This is a genomic window from Streptomyces sp. NPDC051907 (assembly GCF_040681075.1).
Lineage (GTDB): Bacteria > Actinomycetota > Actinomycetes > Streptomycetales > Streptomycetaceae > Streptomyces.
In genome coordinates this window covers 119683-135871 of sequence record NZ_JBFAYB010000010.1, presented here as the reverse complement: position 1 = coordinate 135871, position 16189 = coordinate 119683, and the positions used below count along the sequence as shown (strand labels likewise).

12 protein-coding genes are annotated in these 16189 nt (G+C 70.3%); 4 read left to right on the top strand and 8 right to left on the bottom strand.

Annotated elements, in window-relative coordinates; translation table 11 throughout:
• Window positions 1-167: 167 nt before the first annotated feature.
• Complete coding sequence (locus tag AB0M39_RS09690; protein WP_365362030.1) at window positions 168-2228, bottom strand: PhoX family protein; 2061 nt, start codon at window positions 2226-2228, stop codon at window positions 168-170.
• 305 nt (window positions 2229-2533) lie between these two features.
• On the opposite strand from AB0M39_RS09690, the gene AB0M39_RS09685 reads away from it, so the two are divergent.
• The gene (locus AB0M39_RS09685) at window positions 2534-4129 is read left to right on the top strand and encodes a VWA domain-containing protein (protein WP_365362028.1); all 1596 of its coding nucleotides are present in this window, start codon (window positions 2534-2536) and stop codon (window positions 4127-4129) included.
• A gap of 31 nt (window positions 4130-4160) precedes the next feature.
• Here the strand turns inward: AB0M39_RS09685 and AB0M39_RS09680 are convergent, their stop codons facing one another.
• Window positions 4161-5336: a HAMP domain-containing sensor histidine kinase gene (locus AB0M39_RS09680; RefSeq protein ID WP_365362026.1), complete on the bottom strand. Its 1176-nt coding sequence runs from the start codon at window positions 5334-5336 to the stop codon at window positions 4161-4163.
• Window positions 5333-5986 (bottom strand): response regulator transcription factor, encoded by a 654-nt coding sequence (locus AB0M39_RS09675; protein WP_365362046.1) that lies wholly within the window; start codon window positions 5984-5986, stop codon window positions 5333-5335. Before AB0M39_RS09675 ends, AB0M39_RS09680 begins: the two co-directional genes overlap by 4 nt.
• 154 nt (window positions 5987-6140) lie before the next feature.
• Here AB0M39_RS09675 and metG point away from each other — a divergent pair, with 154 nt between their 5' ends.
• The gene (metG, locus tag AB0M39_RS09670) at window positions 6141-7748 is read left to right on the top strand and encodes a methionine--tRNA ligase (protein ID WP_365362024.1); all 1608 of its coding nucleotides are present in this window, start codon (window positions 6141-6143) and stop codon (window positions 7746-7748) included.
• A 73-nt stretch (window positions 7749-7821) separates the two neighbouring features.
• Here metG and AB0M39_RS09665 read toward each other — a convergent pair whose 3' ends face one another.
• The 4 genes from AB0M39_RS09665 to AB0M39_RS09650 all read right to left on the bottom strand — a co-directional run bounded on the left by AB0M39_RS09665 (window position 7822) and on the right by AB0M39_RS09650 (window position 11339).
• Window positions 7822-8451, bottom strand: a complete 630-nt coding sequence (locus tag AB0M39_RS09665) for a Uma2 family endonuclease (protein WP_365362022.1) — start codon at window positions 8449-8451, stop codon at window positions 7822-7824.
• Between the two features lie 154 nt (window positions 8452-8605).
• On the bottom strand, window positions 8606-9046 hold the full coding sequence (locus tag AB0M39_RS09660) for a hypothetical protein (RefSeq protein WP_365362019.1): 441 nt from the start codon (window positions 9044-9046) through the stop codon (window positions 8606-8608).
• 61 nt (window positions 9047-9107) lie between these two features.
• Window positions 9108-10904: an alpha/beta hydrolase gene (locus AB0M39_RS09655; protein ID WP_365362017.1), complete on the bottom strand. Its 1797-nt coding sequence runs from the start codon at window positions 10902-10904 to the stop codon at window positions 9108-9110.
• 6 nt (window positions 10905-10910) lie between these two features.
• Window positions 10911-11339: a hypothetical protein gene (locus tag AB0M39_RS09650; protein ID WP_365362015.1), complete on the bottom strand. Its 429-nt coding sequence runs from the start codon at window positions 11337-11339 to the stop codon at window positions 10911-10913.
• 395 nt (window positions 11340-11734) lie between these two features.
• Here AB0M39_RS09650 and AB0M39_RS09645 point away from each other — a divergent pair, with 395 nt between their 5' ends.
• The gene (locus tag AB0M39_RS09645; protein WP_365362013.1) at window positions 11735-12055 is read left to right on the top strand and encodes a hypothetical protein; all 321 of its coding nucleotides are present in this window, start codon (window positions 11735-11737) and stop codon (window positions 12053-12055) included.
• A 99-nt stretch (window positions 12056-12154) separates the two neighbouring features.
• On the opposite strand, the gene aspS is transcribed toward AB0M39_RS09645, so the two are convergent.
• Complete coding sequence (aspS, locus tag AB0M39_RS09640) at window positions 12155-13927, bottom strand: aspartate--tRNA ligase (RefSeq protein WP_365362011.1); 1773 nt, start codon at window positions 13925-13927, stop codon at window positions 12155-12157.
• Window positions 13928-14083: 156 nt separating this feature from the next.
• Here aspS and AB0M39_RS09635 point away from each other — a divergent pair, with 156 nt between their 5' ends.
• Window positions 14084-16177: a SpoIIE family protein phosphatase gene (locus AB0M39_RS09635; RefSeq protein ID WP_365362008.1), complete on the top strand. Its 2094-nt coding sequence runs from the start codon at window positions 14084-14086 to the stop codon at window positions 16175-16177.
• The last annotated feature ends 12 nt before the right edge of the window (window positions 16178-16189 follow it).

Here is a 16189-nt window from a genome sequence, read left to right as displayed (position 1 = left end):
GCCCCGTGTTGGCGGGGGGGGGGCCGCGGGCGGCGCGGCCGCGGGGGTCGAACACGGGCTCCCGGGGGTAGCTGGCCTGGGGGTGGCGCGCACTGGGGCGCCCCACCTCGGAGTAGCCCTCGCTCGCAGCCCTGCGGCAGAAGCCGTCAGGCGTCAGATGCCAGGCCTCAGACGCCGATGTCGCAGCCGTCCTTGCGCCAGACCGCGACGACCGACGGGCGGACGATCTTCCCGGGACCGTCGGGCCAGACGCTCGCGGGCTTCTCGACGGACGCGCCGTCGATTTCGCCCGGGTGCTGGACCGCGACGAGCACCCGCCGGTCCTGGATGACCGGCCCGCAGGTCTCCGCGCCCGTGGGGACGGTGAGGAACTGCTTGAGCTCACCGCGCTTCTCGCCTCGGGTCGCGACGCCGAACAGGCCGTCGTGGGAGCCGAGCTGGTTGCCGTCGGTGGAGATCCACAGGTTGCCGTGCGCGTCGAAGGCGACGTTGTCCGGGCAGGAGATGGGGCTGACCTTGTCCTTCGGGAAGCCCGCGAAGTAGGTGGCGGGGTCGGCCGGGTCGCCGGCGACCAGGAACAGCCGCCAGGAGAAGGAGTCGCCCGCCGGGTCGTCCCAGTGCTCGGCGAGCTCCAGGATCTGGCCGTGCTTGTTGAGGTTGCGCGGGTTGGCCTCGTCCGCGCCGGCCTTGCCGGGCTTGCCGCGGTCGGTGTTGTTGGTCAGCGCGACGTACACCCGGCCGGAGCGCGGGGAGGGCTCGACGTCCTCGGGGCGGTCCATCTTGGTGGCGCCCACCTTGTCGCCGGCGAGGCGGGTGAAGACGTACACCTCCTCGGCGGTCATGCCGGGCACATGGGACTCGTCGCCGGTGGCGAGCGGGATCCACTGGCCGCCGCCGTCGAACTCGCCGTCGTTCGGGAGCTTGCCGGTGCCGTCGATCTCGGCCGCCGGGGAGTCGCCGGTGAGCTTGGCGACGTACAGGGTGCCCTCGTCGAGGAGCGTGAGGTTGTGGGCGCGCGCGGCCCGGCTCGAGCCCTTCTTCATGCGCTTGCTGGAGACGAACTTGTAGAAGTAGTCGAAGCGCTCGTCGTCGCCCATGTAGACGACGGGACGCCCGTCGGCGGTCAGCCGGGGCTGGGCGGCCTCGTGCTTGAAGCGGCCGAGCGCGGTGCGCTTGCGGGGCGTGAAGTCGGGGTCGTACGGGTCGAGCTCGACGACCCAGCCGAAGCGGTGGGACTCGTTGGGCTCCTGCTTGGCGTCGAAGCGCTTGTCGAAACGCTCCCACTTGCGCTCGGTGGCGCTCGTGCCGAGGCCGTAGCGCTTGTCCGTGGCGCTGGAGCCGTTGGCGAAGTACTGGTTGAAGTTCTCCTCGCCGTGCAGCGTGGTGCCCCAGGGGGTGGTGCCGCCGGCGCAGTTGTTGAGCGTGCCCAGCACCTTGGTGCCGGTCGGGTCGACGGACGTCTTCAGCAGCGCGCTGCCCGCGGCGGGCCCGGTGAGCTTGAACTCGCTGGTCGCGGTGAGCCGGCGGTTGAGCGGGTGGCGGGCGACCGGGGTGAGCCGGCCGCTGCGGTGCTCCTCCTGGACCACGACGACGGAGAGTCCGTGCGCGGCCCAGGCGATCTCGACCTGCTCGCGGGTCGGGTTCGCCGGGTCGTACCCCGCGAACATCAGGATCTCGTCGGTGTACTCGTGGTTCGCGACGAGGACCTGGCGGCCGCGCTCGCCCTTGAGGGGCAGCAGGGAGAGGAAGTCGTTGTTGTAGCCGAACTGCCCGGCCTGCGCCTTGGCGGTCTGCTTGCCGGCGTCGAAGGCGGGCGCGCCGCGGAGGATGGGGTCGCCCCAGCGGATGACGACGTTCTGGGCGTAGCCGGCGGGGACGGTGACCTTGTCGTCCTTGTTCGGGGCGACGGGGGTGAAGCGCAGGCCGCGGGCGCTCTTGTCCCGGCCGTGGCGCCGACCCTCGGCGGTCGCGGCGGCGGCGGTCTGGGCGCCGCCTCCGTCGCCGACGACGGCCGCGGCCCCGGCGGCGGACGCGACGGTCACGACGGCGGCGGCGCGCATCATCGAGCGGCGCGAGAGGGCGCCGGCTATGACGTCGCCGACGTACTCGTTGTCGCTGGTGTTGGGCACCTCGGAGAAGCAGGCGTCACCGCAGCGGTAACGGCAGGTAAGGGCGGAACGTCCGCCTCCGTGAGCGTCCATGTTCAACAGCGGCAGCAGTTTGCGCACTTCGTCCTCCTACGGCGCACGCCCGCGCCGACAGTGTGTCGGAATATCTCCGGCGGTGACGTTAGGGGCGGATGCGTGCACGACGGGGGACGCAGAGTGAACAGAGAATGAATGGGGCGCGGCTGGGGCGGGGTTGACACGGCAGGGGGAGGATGTGCAGAGGATGCGCCCGACCCTCCCTAAGATCGCCTAGAGCGGCGGCTAACCTTACGTGTCCGCCCTGGCCAGAGCCGAGCGCGGATGATCACGGCACTCAACTCATGCGAAAGGCCTCGCCCATGGGCATTCGGAGCTTGCTGCGCAAAGTGTTTGGACGAGACCGTTCCGAGGGCAACGAGGCGAGCGAGTCGTCGGCGGCCTCCGTCCCGCCCCAGACGGAACGCGCGGAGCAGTCGTCGGTGACGGTGCCGCAGCAGTCCCCGGTGGAACGGGCGGCGGCGGACTTGGTCTCGGCGGCGTTCGACAACCCGACCCCCACGCCGACGCCGACGCGGGCACGGGCGAACACGGTCCCTCAGCAGGGCGCGGACCGGAGGGGGGCGACGAAGGCGCCGGAGGCGGAGGCGGTGGTGCCGGAGGCGTCGGAGGCGAAGCCGGTCGTCGCGGAGCCGGAGGCGAAGGCTGAGGCCGTGGTCGAGGAGCCGGTCATCGCGGAGGCGAAGGCCGAGCCCGTGGTCGAGGCTGAGCCTGAGCCCGTGGTCGAGGCTGAGCCCGTCGTCGCGGAGGCAAAGGCCGAGCCCGAGGCACCGGTCGCTGAGCCGAAGACCGAGGTCGTCGAGCCGGTCGCAGAGCCGGTGGCCGAGGCTCCGGTCGCGGAGGCGGAGCCGGCGGCAGCCGAGACCAAGGTCGAGGCACAGCCCGAGCCCGAGGCCAAGGCCGACGAGCCCGTCGCAGCCGTAGCCACGCCGCAGGCGCCCGTCGAGGCGGAGCCGGTCGCGGCAGCCGCCGAGCCGGAGCCCGTGGTCGCCGAGCTGGAGCCGGAGGCGGCAGCCGAGCCCGAGGCTCAGGCCGCCGAGCCCGTCGCGGTCGTCGCCCAGCCCGAGCCCGAGGCCCCGGCCGCTGAGCCCGAGCCCATCGCGGCAGCCGCCGACCCGCAGCCCGAGCCCGAAACCCCGGCCACCGACCCCGTCGCCGCCGCCGCACCGGACCCCGCGCCCGAAACCCCGGCCACCGAGCCCGTCGCAGTCGCCGCCGAGCCCGACCCCGCGCCCGAAACCCCCCTCCCCGCAACCGAGCCCGCTCCCAAGCCCGCCGTGTCCCTCGCTCGGGTGAAGTCGCGTGCTCCCCAGCTCGTCGACTCCTACAAGGCCGCCGGCGCCGCCCTCAAGAAGCACCAGCTCGCCGGGGCCCGTGCACGCGTGTACCTCGTGCTCGACCGGTCCGGGTCGATGCGGCCGTACTACAAGGACGGCAGCGCCCAGCGCCTCGGCGAGCAGGCCCTCGCGCTCGCCGCGCAGCTCGACGCGGACGCCAAGGTCGGCGTCGTCTTCTTCTCGACCGAGGTCGACGGCGTCGGAGAGCTCACCCTCGACTCGTACGAGGGACGCGTCGACGAGCTCCACGCCTCGCTCGGCCGCCTGGGACGCACCAACTACCACCTCGCCGTCGAGGAGGTCCTCGCCCTGCACGCCAAGGCCGACCCGGACGCCCCCGCCTTCGTCGTCTTCCAGACCGACGGCGCCCCGGAGTCCAAGACGGCCGCGACCGCCGCGCTCGCGCAGGCCGAGGGCCGACCGGTCTTCTGGCAGTTCGTGGCGTTCGGCGAGCACGACGCGAAGGCGTTCGACTACCTCCGCAAGCTCGACGTGGACAACGCCGGGTTCTTCCACGCCGGCCCCGTCCCCAGCGAGCTGTCCGACGCGGACCTCTACACCGGCCTGCTCAAGGACTGGAAGGCGTAGCAGCAGAGGCAGCCGTCGGCTACGGCGTACCTCACTCCGTAGCCGAAGGCAGTCTCACGGTGACGGCCAAGCCGCCCTCCGGGCCCGGCTCGGCCGTCACCGTTCCGTCGTGCGCCTGGGCGATCGAGCGGACGATGGAGAGCCCGAGCCCCGCGCCCGGCCCCATCCGGTCGCGCCCCTCGCCCCGCCTGAAGGGCTCGAAGAGCCCCGGAACGTCCGCCGCCGCCACCTCGGGACCGGTGTTGACCACCGTGAGGACCCCGCCGTCGACGGTCACCTCGACGGTCCCGCCGGGCACGTTGTAGGCGAGCGCGTTCGCCAGAAGGTTCCCCGCCAGCTGGGCGAGCAGCAGCCTGTTCCCCCGTACGACGCCGCCCCGCTCCACGGCTGCGGCGACCCCGCGTCGACGGCACTCCTCGGCGACCGTCTCCCCCAGGTCGACGTTCTCCCGGTCCGCGCGGTCTGCGAGCCCGCGCTCGCTGCGGGCCAGCATCAGCAGGCCGTCGATCAGCCGCTCGCTGCGCCGGTTGCTGTCCAGCAGCACGGCCTTCGTACGGGCCAGCTCCTGCGCCGACGCGGACTCGTCCAGCCCGACCTGGATCGCCGTGCGCTGCGTCGCCAGGGGTGTGCGCAGCTCGTGGGAGGCGTTCGCGATGAACCTCCGCTGGCTGTCGAACGACTTCTCCAGCCGCGCGAGCAGCGCGTCCAGCGTGTCGCCGAGCTCTTTCAGCTCGTCGTCGGGCCCGTTCGCCGCGATCCTCCCCCAGCCTCCGCCCGGGGCGCCCCCCGCCGGCGTCCGCTCGGACAGCAGGCGCGCCTTCGCCGTCATCTCGTGGACGGGCCGCAGCAGCCGCCCCGCCGTCCACCAGCCCACGACGACCGCGCACAGGGCCGTCGCCAGCAGGGCGAACGACGACCAGATGAGCATCTGCTCCCCGGCCGCGTCCCGGACGAACTCGGTCGCCTGCACGACGCTGAAGGCGCTCTCACCGGACCCGCTCACGTCGGCGCCGCTCACGTCGACCCCGCTCACGTCCGTCACGGGCAGCCCGGGGACGGTCCGGGCGCGGATCGCGGCGACCTCGTCGTCCGTGCCGGCGCGCGAGAGCAGGTTGACGACGCCCAGCAGGCACGCGCCGAGGACGAGGAAGACCCCGCCGTAGACGAGGGCGATCCGGGTGCGGATCGTCGAGCCGGGGCCGATCACAGGACGTACCCCACGCCCTGCACCGTGCGGATCAGCGCCGGCTCGCCCAGCTTGGCGCGCAGCTTGCTCATGCAGACCCGCACCGCGCCGGTGAAGGGATCGGCGTGCGCGTCCCAGGCGCGCTCCAGCAGCTCCTCCGCCGAGACACTCGCCCCGTCCGCCTCCAGCAGGATCTGGAGCACGGAGAACTCCTTCGGCGACAGGTCCAGATCCCGCCCGTCCCTCGTCGCCGTCCGCCGCACGGTGTCCATGCGCAGTCCGCCGCGCTCCAGCTGCGGCGGCACGGGCCGGGCGCTGCGCCGCCGCAGCGCCCGCACCCGGGAGACCAGCTCGGGGAAGTCGAAGGGCTTGCCGAGGTAGTCGTCGGCGCCGAGGTCGAGCCCCTCGACCCGGTCCTCCAGGGACGAGGACGCGGTGAGCATCAGGATCCGGGTGCGGGAGGCGGCGGCGACGAGCTCGCGGGCCACCTGGTCGCCGTGGACGCGCGGCAGGTCGCGGTCGAGGACGACGACGTCGTAGTCGTTCAGGCCCAGGTAGGCGAGGGCGGCGTCGCCGCTGTAGACCGTGTCCACGGCGAACCCGGCCCGCCGCAGCCCGGTGGCGACCAGCTCCGCCAGGGCTTCCTCGTCCTCGGCGACCAGCACCCGCATCCCGTCGTCCCCTCGCCCGGCTCGTGTCATGTCCGTCATCGACGCTCCCCCCAGTGGGCCTTTCTACGGCGCCGGATGTTTCGCGGAGGTCTCGGTCCCGCTCCCCCGGTTTATGCATGTGAGTGGATCTCCACGGGGCCGATAGGATTTCGACATGGCGGCCACTGGATCCGAGAAGCAGGGGGCGACGGCGTATTACGTCACGACCCCCATTTACTACGTCAACGACGCTCCTCACCTGGGCCACGCCTACACGACCGTCGCAGGCGACGTGCTCACCCGCTGGCACCGTCAGCGCGGCGAGAAGGTGTGGTACCTCACCGGCACGGACGAGCACGGTCAGAAGATCATGCGCACTGCCGAGGCGAACGGCGTCACGCCCCAGGAGTGGTGCGACAAGCTCGTGGACGAGGCCTGGAAGCCTCTCTGGGAGCACCTGAACATCGCGAACGACGACTTCATCCGTACGACGGAGAAGCGGCACACGGACCGCGTCCAGGAGTTCGTGCAGGACCTGTACGACAAGGGCGAGATCTACAAGGGCGGGTACGAAGGCCCGTACTGCGTGGGCTGTGAGGAGTACAAGCTCCCCGGCGACCTCGTCGAGGCCGAGGACGGCACGAAGCTGTGCCCGATCCACAAGAAGCCGGTGGAGATCCTCAAGGAGGAGAACTACTTCTTCAAGCTGAGCGAGTACGGCCCGAAGCTGCTGGAGTTCTACGAGGCCAACCCGGACTTCATCCAGCCCGAGTCCGCCCGCAACGAGGTCGTGAACTTCGTCAAGCAGGGCATGCAGGACCTGTCGATCTCGCGCTCGACCTTCGACTGGGGCGTCCCGGTGCCGTGGGACGAGAAGCACGTCATCTACGTGTGGATCGACGCGCTGCTCAACTACGCGACGGCGGTCGGCTACAACGAGAACCCGGCGAAGTTCGAGGAGACGTTCCCGGCGAACGTGCACCTGATCGGCAAGGACATCCTCCGCTTCCACGCGATCATCTGGCCGGCGATGCTGATGGCGAACGGCCTGCCGGTGCCCGGCAAGGTCGCGGCCAACGGCTGGCTGATGGTCGGCGGCGAGAAGATGTCGAAGTCGAGCCTGACCGGCATCAAGCCGCAGGACCTGACCTCGCACTTCGGCGTGGACGCGTACCGCTGGTACTTCCTGCGGGCGATCGCGTTCGGCCAGGACGGCTCGTTCTCCTGGGAGGACTTCAGCGCCCGCTACACCTCGGAGCTCGCCAACGACTACGGCAACCTCGCCTCGCGCGTCGCGGCCATGGTCGGCAAGTACTTCGACGGCGCCCTGCCGGCCGCGACGGCCGACGGCGACGCGGAGAAGGCGGTCCACGAGGGCCTGGCCAAGGCGGTCGCCGAGGCGGACCGGAAGATCGGCGACGAGCTGGACTTCCAGGGCGGCATCCTGGCGATCTTCGACTTCGTGAAGCAGGTCAACGGCTACATCACGGAGCAGGAGCCGTGGAAGGTCGCGAAGGACGAGTCCCCCGAGGGCAAGGCCCGTCTCGCGACGATCCTCTACACGGCGGCGGAGTCGCTGCGCGCGGTCGCGGTGCTGCTGAACCCGGTGATGCCGGAGACCTCGCAGTCCCTGTGGGACTCGCTCGGCGCGGAGGCGCCCCTGGGCGCGCTCGCGGACCAGCGCGTCCAGCAGGCAGGCGAATGGGGCCAGCTCCCGACGGGCGCGACGGTGACGAAGGGCGCGGTGCTGTTCCCGCGCCTGGAGGACCCGAAGAAGGCCTGAGGCAAGCACGCGTACGAGGAGGGGCCCGGAACCTGCACAAGGTCCCGGGCCCCTCCTCGTACGCACCCGTGCGTCAGTGCACCCAGTCCTTCAGCGGCTCGGTGTCCAGCTCCATGCCCACCGGGTCCGGGAGGGCGACGGTCTTCCCGAAGGGCACGGCGACGACCATCTCGTAGCGCTCGCCATCGGGCTGGGAGTGCACCTTGACCTCGCGGTGCTCCCGGTCGATCAGCAGGTACACGGGGATCTGGGTCTCGGCGTACGCCTGCGGCTTCTCGACGCGGTCCCGCGGGTCGGCGTCGCGGTCGCTGGACGTGACCGCGACGACCATCAGCACGCCGTCGGCGCTCGCCCACTCGCCCTGGCCGACGAAAGCGTCCAAGGGAACGAGGCAGCCGTCGGGCCGGGCGTTGCCCTTGCGGTACTTCTCGACCCTCAGGCCCTGGCCCGGGTAGAGCCACCAGCCCGCGTCGGCTTGGATGCACAGGCGGGTGAGCCATTCGACAATCCGCCCGTGGTCGCCGTCCGGGAGAGCCTTCTCCCCGATCCTCCCCTTGACGAACTCCAAGCGCAGGGATTCGTCCACGCCTTCGCCGAATCGGGCCAGCTCCTCGAACTGCTCCTGATTCAGCACGCTGGGACGCTGCTCCACAACACCCGCCTCGCCCTCTCCACCCGTTCGGTCACGCCGCGAGCCTGGCATGCGAAAGGACCCGGGATCCGAAGATCCCGGGCCCTTCATGCGTGGGGGCTACTCGTCCTTGCTCGTGTCGGTCAATTCTGACCTTCTCCGGCAGTCTGGCGATGACAGCCGCCCGGCTAGCGAGTTCTCGCATCCGGCAGCGGTGGCGCTCCGGCTACGAGGACTCTTCTCGGAAGCAGCGGGAGACGACGGTGACCGAGAGCACCGAGGTGGCGTCCGCATGCTTCCGGTTGTCCATCAGCTGCACCTTCACGGAAAACTCCCCGTCGCGGGAGTTCGCCACCAGAGTGGGCGTCTTCGCCTTGCTCGTGTCGGGGCCGTCCTCGACGATCTTCCAGCCGTCTTGGGGAAGCTTGGTCCGCATGCCCGCGTACGCCTTCTCCAGCTCCTCGAACGGGAGGTCATAGACGCTCCACGGATGGTCCGTCTGGTACGTGCTGCCCTCGGGCTCGTATCCGTCGCAGTCGAACAGAGAAGCCCGAGCCGGGGTGGTCTTCCCGGCCAGCGCGATCATCTCGCGAATGCGGCTGGAGACCTTCTCGGTCTCGGCCTTCATCGCGGCGCTGTCCCGCACTTCCGCCGTCTTCTTGTCCACAGTTGAGCATCCCGTCAGGAGTGCGCACGCCAACAGGGCGGGCAGGGTCAGTGCGAGTCGCTTATTCAAGTTTGACCTTCTCCGGCAGTCCGGCAATGACCGCCGCCTGGTTGTCTAGGGCGGTGGAGCGCTCGTTCCAGTAGCCGCCGTGGTCGCGGGCGTCGCTTTCCATGATGTTCGCTCCGAAACGCTCGGACGTGGGGATGGTCCACCCCTCTCCGTGGCCAGAAAGAGCTCCGCCCCACCGGACGAAGTTGTCGTCGCTCCCGCCGCTCAGGGCCCAGACGTTCTTCCGGTCGAGACCCAGCTCCGTCGCGTGCCTCACCGTCATGCCTGGGCTGCCGGCCGCGATGATGTCATCAGCGATCGGCCCGGCGCTCTGTCCCTGCTGGGTGGCACAACCGATCAGCGTGGAACCGTAGCTGTGGCCGATCAGGGTGGTGTGGGACTTGTCTGGCCCGCCCTGGGCGGTCTCCACGCCGTTCATGAACTCGCGCAGGGTGGTGGCACCGCCCTCGTAGAATTGGTTGAAATACGCGGCCGGGATGTTATTCGGGGCGTTGTAGTCGAACCAGGTGATCGTGGAGATATCGGCACCGGGGTTCAGGCGGTGGCTCCTGTCCCACAGGCGCTCGCTGCGGGTGAGGTCCTTGTCGATGTCGGGAAGCTTGGTCTTCGTCCCCGGCACGTACACCGACGTGTGGTCCGCGGTGTCCGGATTCCCGTTGGCGAGAACGACTCGGCCGTCGTCCTTCTCTCCGTCGAACCTCAGGAGATACGCCTCTGGGAGGCCGCTGCTCGCGTTGCGGTTGAGGCGCTCTTCAATGGCGTCCATGCCCTTCTTGCGGCCCTCCAAGGCAGCCTTGCCGTCGTGCCACTTCTGCCAGGTGTTACTCACGACCAAGTCACCGTGCGGCCCGAACGGCACCATCTTCCTCGGCTCCGGCGGATACGCGGCCAGCTGCATCTCGAACTTCGCCTTCGTCTCCGCCAGGACCATGCGGTTGGCATCGTCCCGGACCGTGGACGGAAGACCGTCCAGCGAACCGATGGAAGCGGGGTACAGCGTTGCGTACTCGTCGCGCTGCTCCTGGGTGAGGCCCTTCCACCAGGCTGCGTTCTCCTCGGAGTTCTTGCCGTTCGGGATCTCAACAGCGAAGAGGTACCTGCCTGCGGCGTCCTGGAGCCTCTTGGTGTCCGCAGCTACATCGGCGAAGGTCTCCGCCTCGACCGCCAGTCCGGGGGCGGCCTTCAATTGGGCCAGAGTTCTGGAGTACCGGCCGTCGATCTCGAGGGCCTCCCGGACGGCGGCGCCGATCGCGTAGGCGATTGCCTGAGCCCTGGCCTGGTTCGGGTTGCCGCCGGTGAGTCCAGGAGGCGTGCCGGGGGGTGTCAGCAGCGGCGGGCCCTGCCAGGTGTTCGCCGGAGGGAGCACCCCCAGCGGCGCGTCGGACGCGGTGCCGCCCGGCAGCGGCTTCTTTTCGATGAGGTTCTCGCCACCGGCCGGATACTCGACGGAGCCGTCGGGGTTGACGGTGAACTTGAGGCTCTCGGCGTCCTCAAGAGCCTGCTTGAGCCTCCTCTGCGGGCCAGCGAGCTCAGTGGCCAGCCCGTTGAGAGCCGTGCGGATCAAACCGCACTCGGCATGCAGATACTGGTAGTTGCGGCTGAGCTGGTCCATGTCCCAGACGGCCTTGTCGGCGGTCATGCCCTTCTGGGTGTCGCGGACTTTGCGGAGCATCTGGTTGTCGACGCGGTCCTTGTCGGCATTGGACCGGCTGGAGACCTTGCCCCAGCCGTCGGCCGCGTCGGTGAACTCGGAGAGCTTGACGTCGCGCAGTTGCTGCCAGGTGGGCATCGCGGATCAGCCCTCGCTCTTGGGCGGCGTGGGCAGCGTGGCAGCGATCTTCTGTTTGATGAACGTCTCCCGCTCGCCGAAGTCCTTGCCGGCTCCGTAGAGCGCGCCTTGGAGCCGGCCGCATTCGTCGCGTACGGCGGTCAGACGGTCCTTCCACGAATCGAGCACGGAAGTGAGCGTGGTCGTGGAGGCGAATCCGGCGGTGCCGCCCGCCACGCCCTCGCTCGCCGTCGTCAGATCGGTCAGCGAGGACGAGGTCGAGGTGCGCAGCTGACCTGCCACGCCTGAGGCCTTCGTCCACGGCCCCTGGTCGGTCTTCAGATCCGGAGCGTCCTCACCGCCCCCGGCGCCCGGCGAGGTCGCCGATGCCAGCGTCATGCGGGCCGCGCCGTCATCGGCACCGAACAGCTCATCCCATTTGGCGTTGAGCGCCATTTTCGTTCCCCCGTCGCGTAGAGCCACTACCGGAAGTGATCGTATTGCTGCATCCGGTGAAGTTTGCTCTGCCGACGACGATGCGACGTCTTCACGCGCAGACTGGCCGAAAGCAGGCGCAGGCAGATCGAGCCGCGTCGGGGGGATGGTCGGACGACTCGGCTCGCGGCCCTTCAGTGCCGGGTTCCAGCCGCGGCGACGTAGCGTATGAGAGCGGCGAAGCCCTCGGGGGAGGTGGAGAACACACGGCTCGTCGCTCTCCCGGAGGCGCACGGTGCGGCGGAGGCGGGCGGCGACCTGGACGCAGTTCGGTCGGGCGCCGCCGCCCGAGAAGCTTCCGGAGCTCCGTCGCCAGCCGCTCCTCCTCTGCCCTATTGATTCGCAAGGTGATCCGCGTGCCGATTCCGTCTTCTCAACTCCTCGCATTCGTACGGAACATCGCAGCCTCTGATCCGAAGACCCGGGAGTCGGCCGCCGATCAGGTGACCGACCTGGTGTCCGGATACTCGGCGGCCGACGGGCGCGTGCTTGCCGGGGTTCTCTCGGCAGCCGCGGTGTGCGAGAGAGACCCGCGTGCTCTCGAAGCCCAGCTGAACGCGATCATCCAGCTCGGTGCGCTGGCCGAGCCGGACATGGTGGCGAGTCTGCAGACCCTCGACGTCGAGGCGCTTCCCGGGGAACTCGGCGACTACGTAAGGGACATCCTGGAGGGCTGAGGATCCAGGGAGGCCAATTCCTCCGGAATCGGAGGGAGACAGCAAAGAAGGGCCCGAGATCCGAAGATCCCGGGCCCTTCATGCGTAGGGGCGCAGGGGCTACTTGTCCTTGTCCGCCACCGGCTTGCGCAGAGCGATGTTCAGCTCGCGCAGGCGCGTCTCCTCCAGCTCCGTCGGCGCGCCCATCATCAGGTCCTGGGCGTTGCCGTTGAGCGGGAAGGCGATCGTCTCGCGGATGTTCGGCTCGTCCGCCAGCAGCATCACGATGCGGTCCACGCCCGGGGCGATGCCGCCGTGCGGCGGTGCGCCGAACTGGAAGGCGCGGAGCATGCCCGCGAACTCGCGCTCGACCGTCTCCTTCGAGTAGCCCGCGATCTCGAACGCCTTGAACATGATCTCGGGCTCGTGGTTCCGGATCGCGCCCGAGGAGAGCTCGACGCCGTTGCAGACGATGTCGTACTGCCAGCCCAGGACGTCCAGCGGGTCCTGCGACTCGAGCGCCTCAAGGCCGCCCTGCGGCATCGAGAACGGGTTGTGCGAGAAGTCGATCTTGCCCGTCTCCTCGTCCTTCTCGTACATCGGGAAGTCGACGATCCAGCAGAACCGGAAGACGCCCTCCTCGAAGTGGCCGGCTCGCTTCGCGGCCTCGACGCGGACCGCGCCCATGATCTTGGAGACCTCGTCGAAGTCGCCCGCGCCGAAGAAGACCGCGTGGCCCGGGGCCAGCGCGAGGCGCTCGGTGAGGACCTTGACGTTCTCCTCGGTGAGGAACTTCGCGATCGGGCCGCTCAGCGAGCCGTCCTCGGCCACGCGCACCCAGGCCAGGCCCTTCGCGCCGTGCTCGACCGCGAACTCGCCCAGGCCGTCGAAGAACTTGCGCGGCTGGGCGGCCGTGTCCGGCACCGGCAGCGCGCGCACGTGCTTGCCCGCGAAGGCCTTGAACTCCGAGCCCTCGAAGACGTCCGTGATGTCCACGAGCTCCAACTGCGCGCGAAGGTCCGGCTTGTCGTTGCCGTACTTCAGCATCGACTCGCGGAACGGGATCCGCGGGAAGGGGGACGTGACGTGGCGGCCGCCGCCGAACTCCTCGAAGAGCTCGGTCATCAGCTTCTCGATCGGCTGGAAGACGTCCTCCTGCTCGACGAAGCTCATCTCGACGTCGAGCTGGTAGAACTCGCCCGGCGAACGGTCCGCGCGGGCGTCCTCGTCGCGGAAGCAGGGCGCGATCTGGAAGTAGCGGTCGAAGCCGGAGATCATCAGCAGCTGCTTGAACTGCTGCGGCGCCTGCGGCAGCGCGTAGAACTTGCCGGGGTTCAGCCGGGACGGGACCACGAAGTCGCGCGCGCCCTCGGGGGACGTCGCCGTCAGGATCGGGGTCGCCATCTCGTTGAAGCCGAGGGCCACCATCTTGTGGCGGATCGCGGCGATGACGGCCGAGCGCAGCATGATGTTGCGGTGCATGCGCTCGCGGCGCAGGTCGAGGAAGCGGTACTCCAGTCGCCGCTCCTCGTTCACGCCGTCGTCCGCGTTGATCGTGAAGGGCAGCGGGGCGGAGGCGCCCAGCATCTCGACCGCGGAGACCTCGACCTCGATCTCGCCGGTCGGCAGGTCCGCGTTGACGTTCTCCGCGCCACGCGAGACGACCTTGCCGTCGACCCGTACGACCGACTCCTTGGTGACCTTGTCGAGGGTCTCGTAGGCCGGGGTGCCGGGGCGGGCGACGAGCTGCGTGATGCCGTAGTGATCGCGCAGATCGATGAAGAGGATGCCGCCCAGGTCTCGGCGATTGTGCAGCCAGCCGCTCAGCCGGACGTCGGCGGAGACGTCAGAGGCGCGGAGCTCGCCGCAGGTGTGGGACCTGTACCGATGCATCGTCGTTCATCCAGTCTTAGCGATTTGAAGGCGGTGGGCCCGTCAAGGTTACCGCCCGGCCTCCAATCACCTCGTTGACATAAACATGTCACTGCCGTCGGGCGCCCCTCCGTCCCCGGCAGGCATCCGTTCGGAAGATCGGAATAAAGTGTGGCAATGCGCACCGACGACGTCATGGCCGCGATCGCGACCGGGCTGTGGCGTTGGGACAACGCGACCGGGACGGTCACCCTCGACGCCGAGGCCGCCCGGCTGCTCGGGCTGCCCGCCGAGCCCGGCGCCTACCCCGAGTCCGTCGTGCGCGCCCGCTTCCACCCCGTCGACTGGAACGAGATCAACGGCGTCGTCAATCTGGCGGTCGCCGAGGACACCCTGGCCGAGGGGCGGCTGCGGATCGTCGACGAGGCCGGCCATGTGCTCCGTACCGTACGCAGCCGCTCCAGGCCCATCCTCCGCGACCTCGAGCACGACCGCGACTATGTGCTCGTCGGCACCATCCAGGAGGTCGCCGAGCCGCGGCCCGGCGTCGGGCACACCGCCGCGCAGACCACCATCACCGGCGACTGGCGGCGCTCGCGCGAGGCGTTCCTGCTGGACGCCGGCCGCGCGCTGGCCGAGGCCCGCTCCACCGCCGAGGTGCTGCGGGTCGCCGCCTCCCTGTCCATGCCCGGCTTCTCGCCGGACGGCCTCGCCGTCTTCGGGATCGCCGGCGAGCGGCTGACGATCATCGGGCACTACGGGCACAGCTCGGACGACGACGAGCCGTTCGCCGAAGTGCCGCTCGACACCGAGTACCCCGCCGCCGTGGCGGTGCGCAGCGGGCGGGCGATCTACCTCTCGACCCCGGCGGAGTACCGCCGCCGCTTCCCCGACACCTGGCCCCTCGCACGGCGCCACGGCCGGCAGTCCTGGGCCTTTCTGCCGCTGACCGTCGCCGGGCGGACCATCGGCGCGTGGATGGCCGCCTTCAAGCACGCGGTCGCCTTCACCCCCGACGAGCGGTCCGTGCTGACGACGGTCGCGCGGATGCTCGCCCAGGCGCTGGCCCGCGCGGGCGTCGCGGAGACCGAGCGCGAGCTGTCGCTGGGGCTCCAGCGCTCGATGATGCCGGCGCTGGGGCCCGCGATCCCGGGGATGGAGGTGGCCGCGCGCTACGTCCCCACCGGCGGCGGGCTCCAGGTCGGCGGCGACTGGTACGACATGATCCCGCTGCCCTCCGGCCGTATCGCCCTGGTGATCGGCGACGTCCAGGGCCACGACGTACGCGCCGCGGGCCTGATGGGCCAGCTCCGGATCGCCCTGCGCGCGTACGCCTCCGAGGGGCACCGCCCCGACGCCGTCCTCGCGCGCGCGTCCCGCTTCCTGCACGGCATCACCGACGGACACGAGAGCGGCGAGCACGGCGCTCCGCGCTTCGCGACCTGCCTCTACCTGGAGGTGGAGCCGGCCACCGGACACGTCGAGATGGCCCGCGCCGGGCACCCGGAGCCCGCGGTCAGGACGGCCGACGGCACGGTGCTGATGCGGCCCGTCGAGGGCGGGCTGCCGCTGGGGATCGTCCCGGACACCGACTATCCGACGACCCGGCTGGTGCTGGAGCCCGGCGAGACGCTGATGATCTGCACGGACGGGCTGATCGAGACGGGCGGCCACGACCTCGACACGGGCTGGGCGCGGCTGCGGACCGTGCTTCAGGGGCAGGACGAGCAGTCCCTGGAGGAGCTCGCGGACTCCCTCGTACAGGCGGTGCACGGCCCCTCCTCGCACCACACCACCGGGCCGCTGGCGGACCGCCGCGAGGACGACATCGCGGTCGTGCTGCTCTGCAGGGAGGGCGCCCCGGCCCGCCGGCCCCCGCGGCGCACGGCGATGACCGTGGCGCAGGCGGAGCCCGAGCTGATCGCCACGGCCCGGCGGCATCTGAAGGAGCTGCTGCACGACTGGGCGGACGGGGAGCAGGTCGACGCGGCGGTGCTGATGGTCTCCGAGATGGTCACCAACGTCCTGGTCCACACGGACGGGAACGCGCTGCTGGTGGCCGAGGTGGTCCACGGGGACCCCCGGCGGCTGCTGCGGGTGGAGGTCTCGGACGCCAGCGACGATCTGCCGCACAGGCGCAGACCGGGCGAGATGGCGTCCTCGGGGCGCGGCCTGGTGCTGATGGAGGTCCTGGCGGACAGATGGGGCGTGGACCCGCGGGGCGAGGGCAAGTCGATCTGGTTCGAGCTCGTGGAGACGGGGGAGGCGTAGGGGGCGTACGGG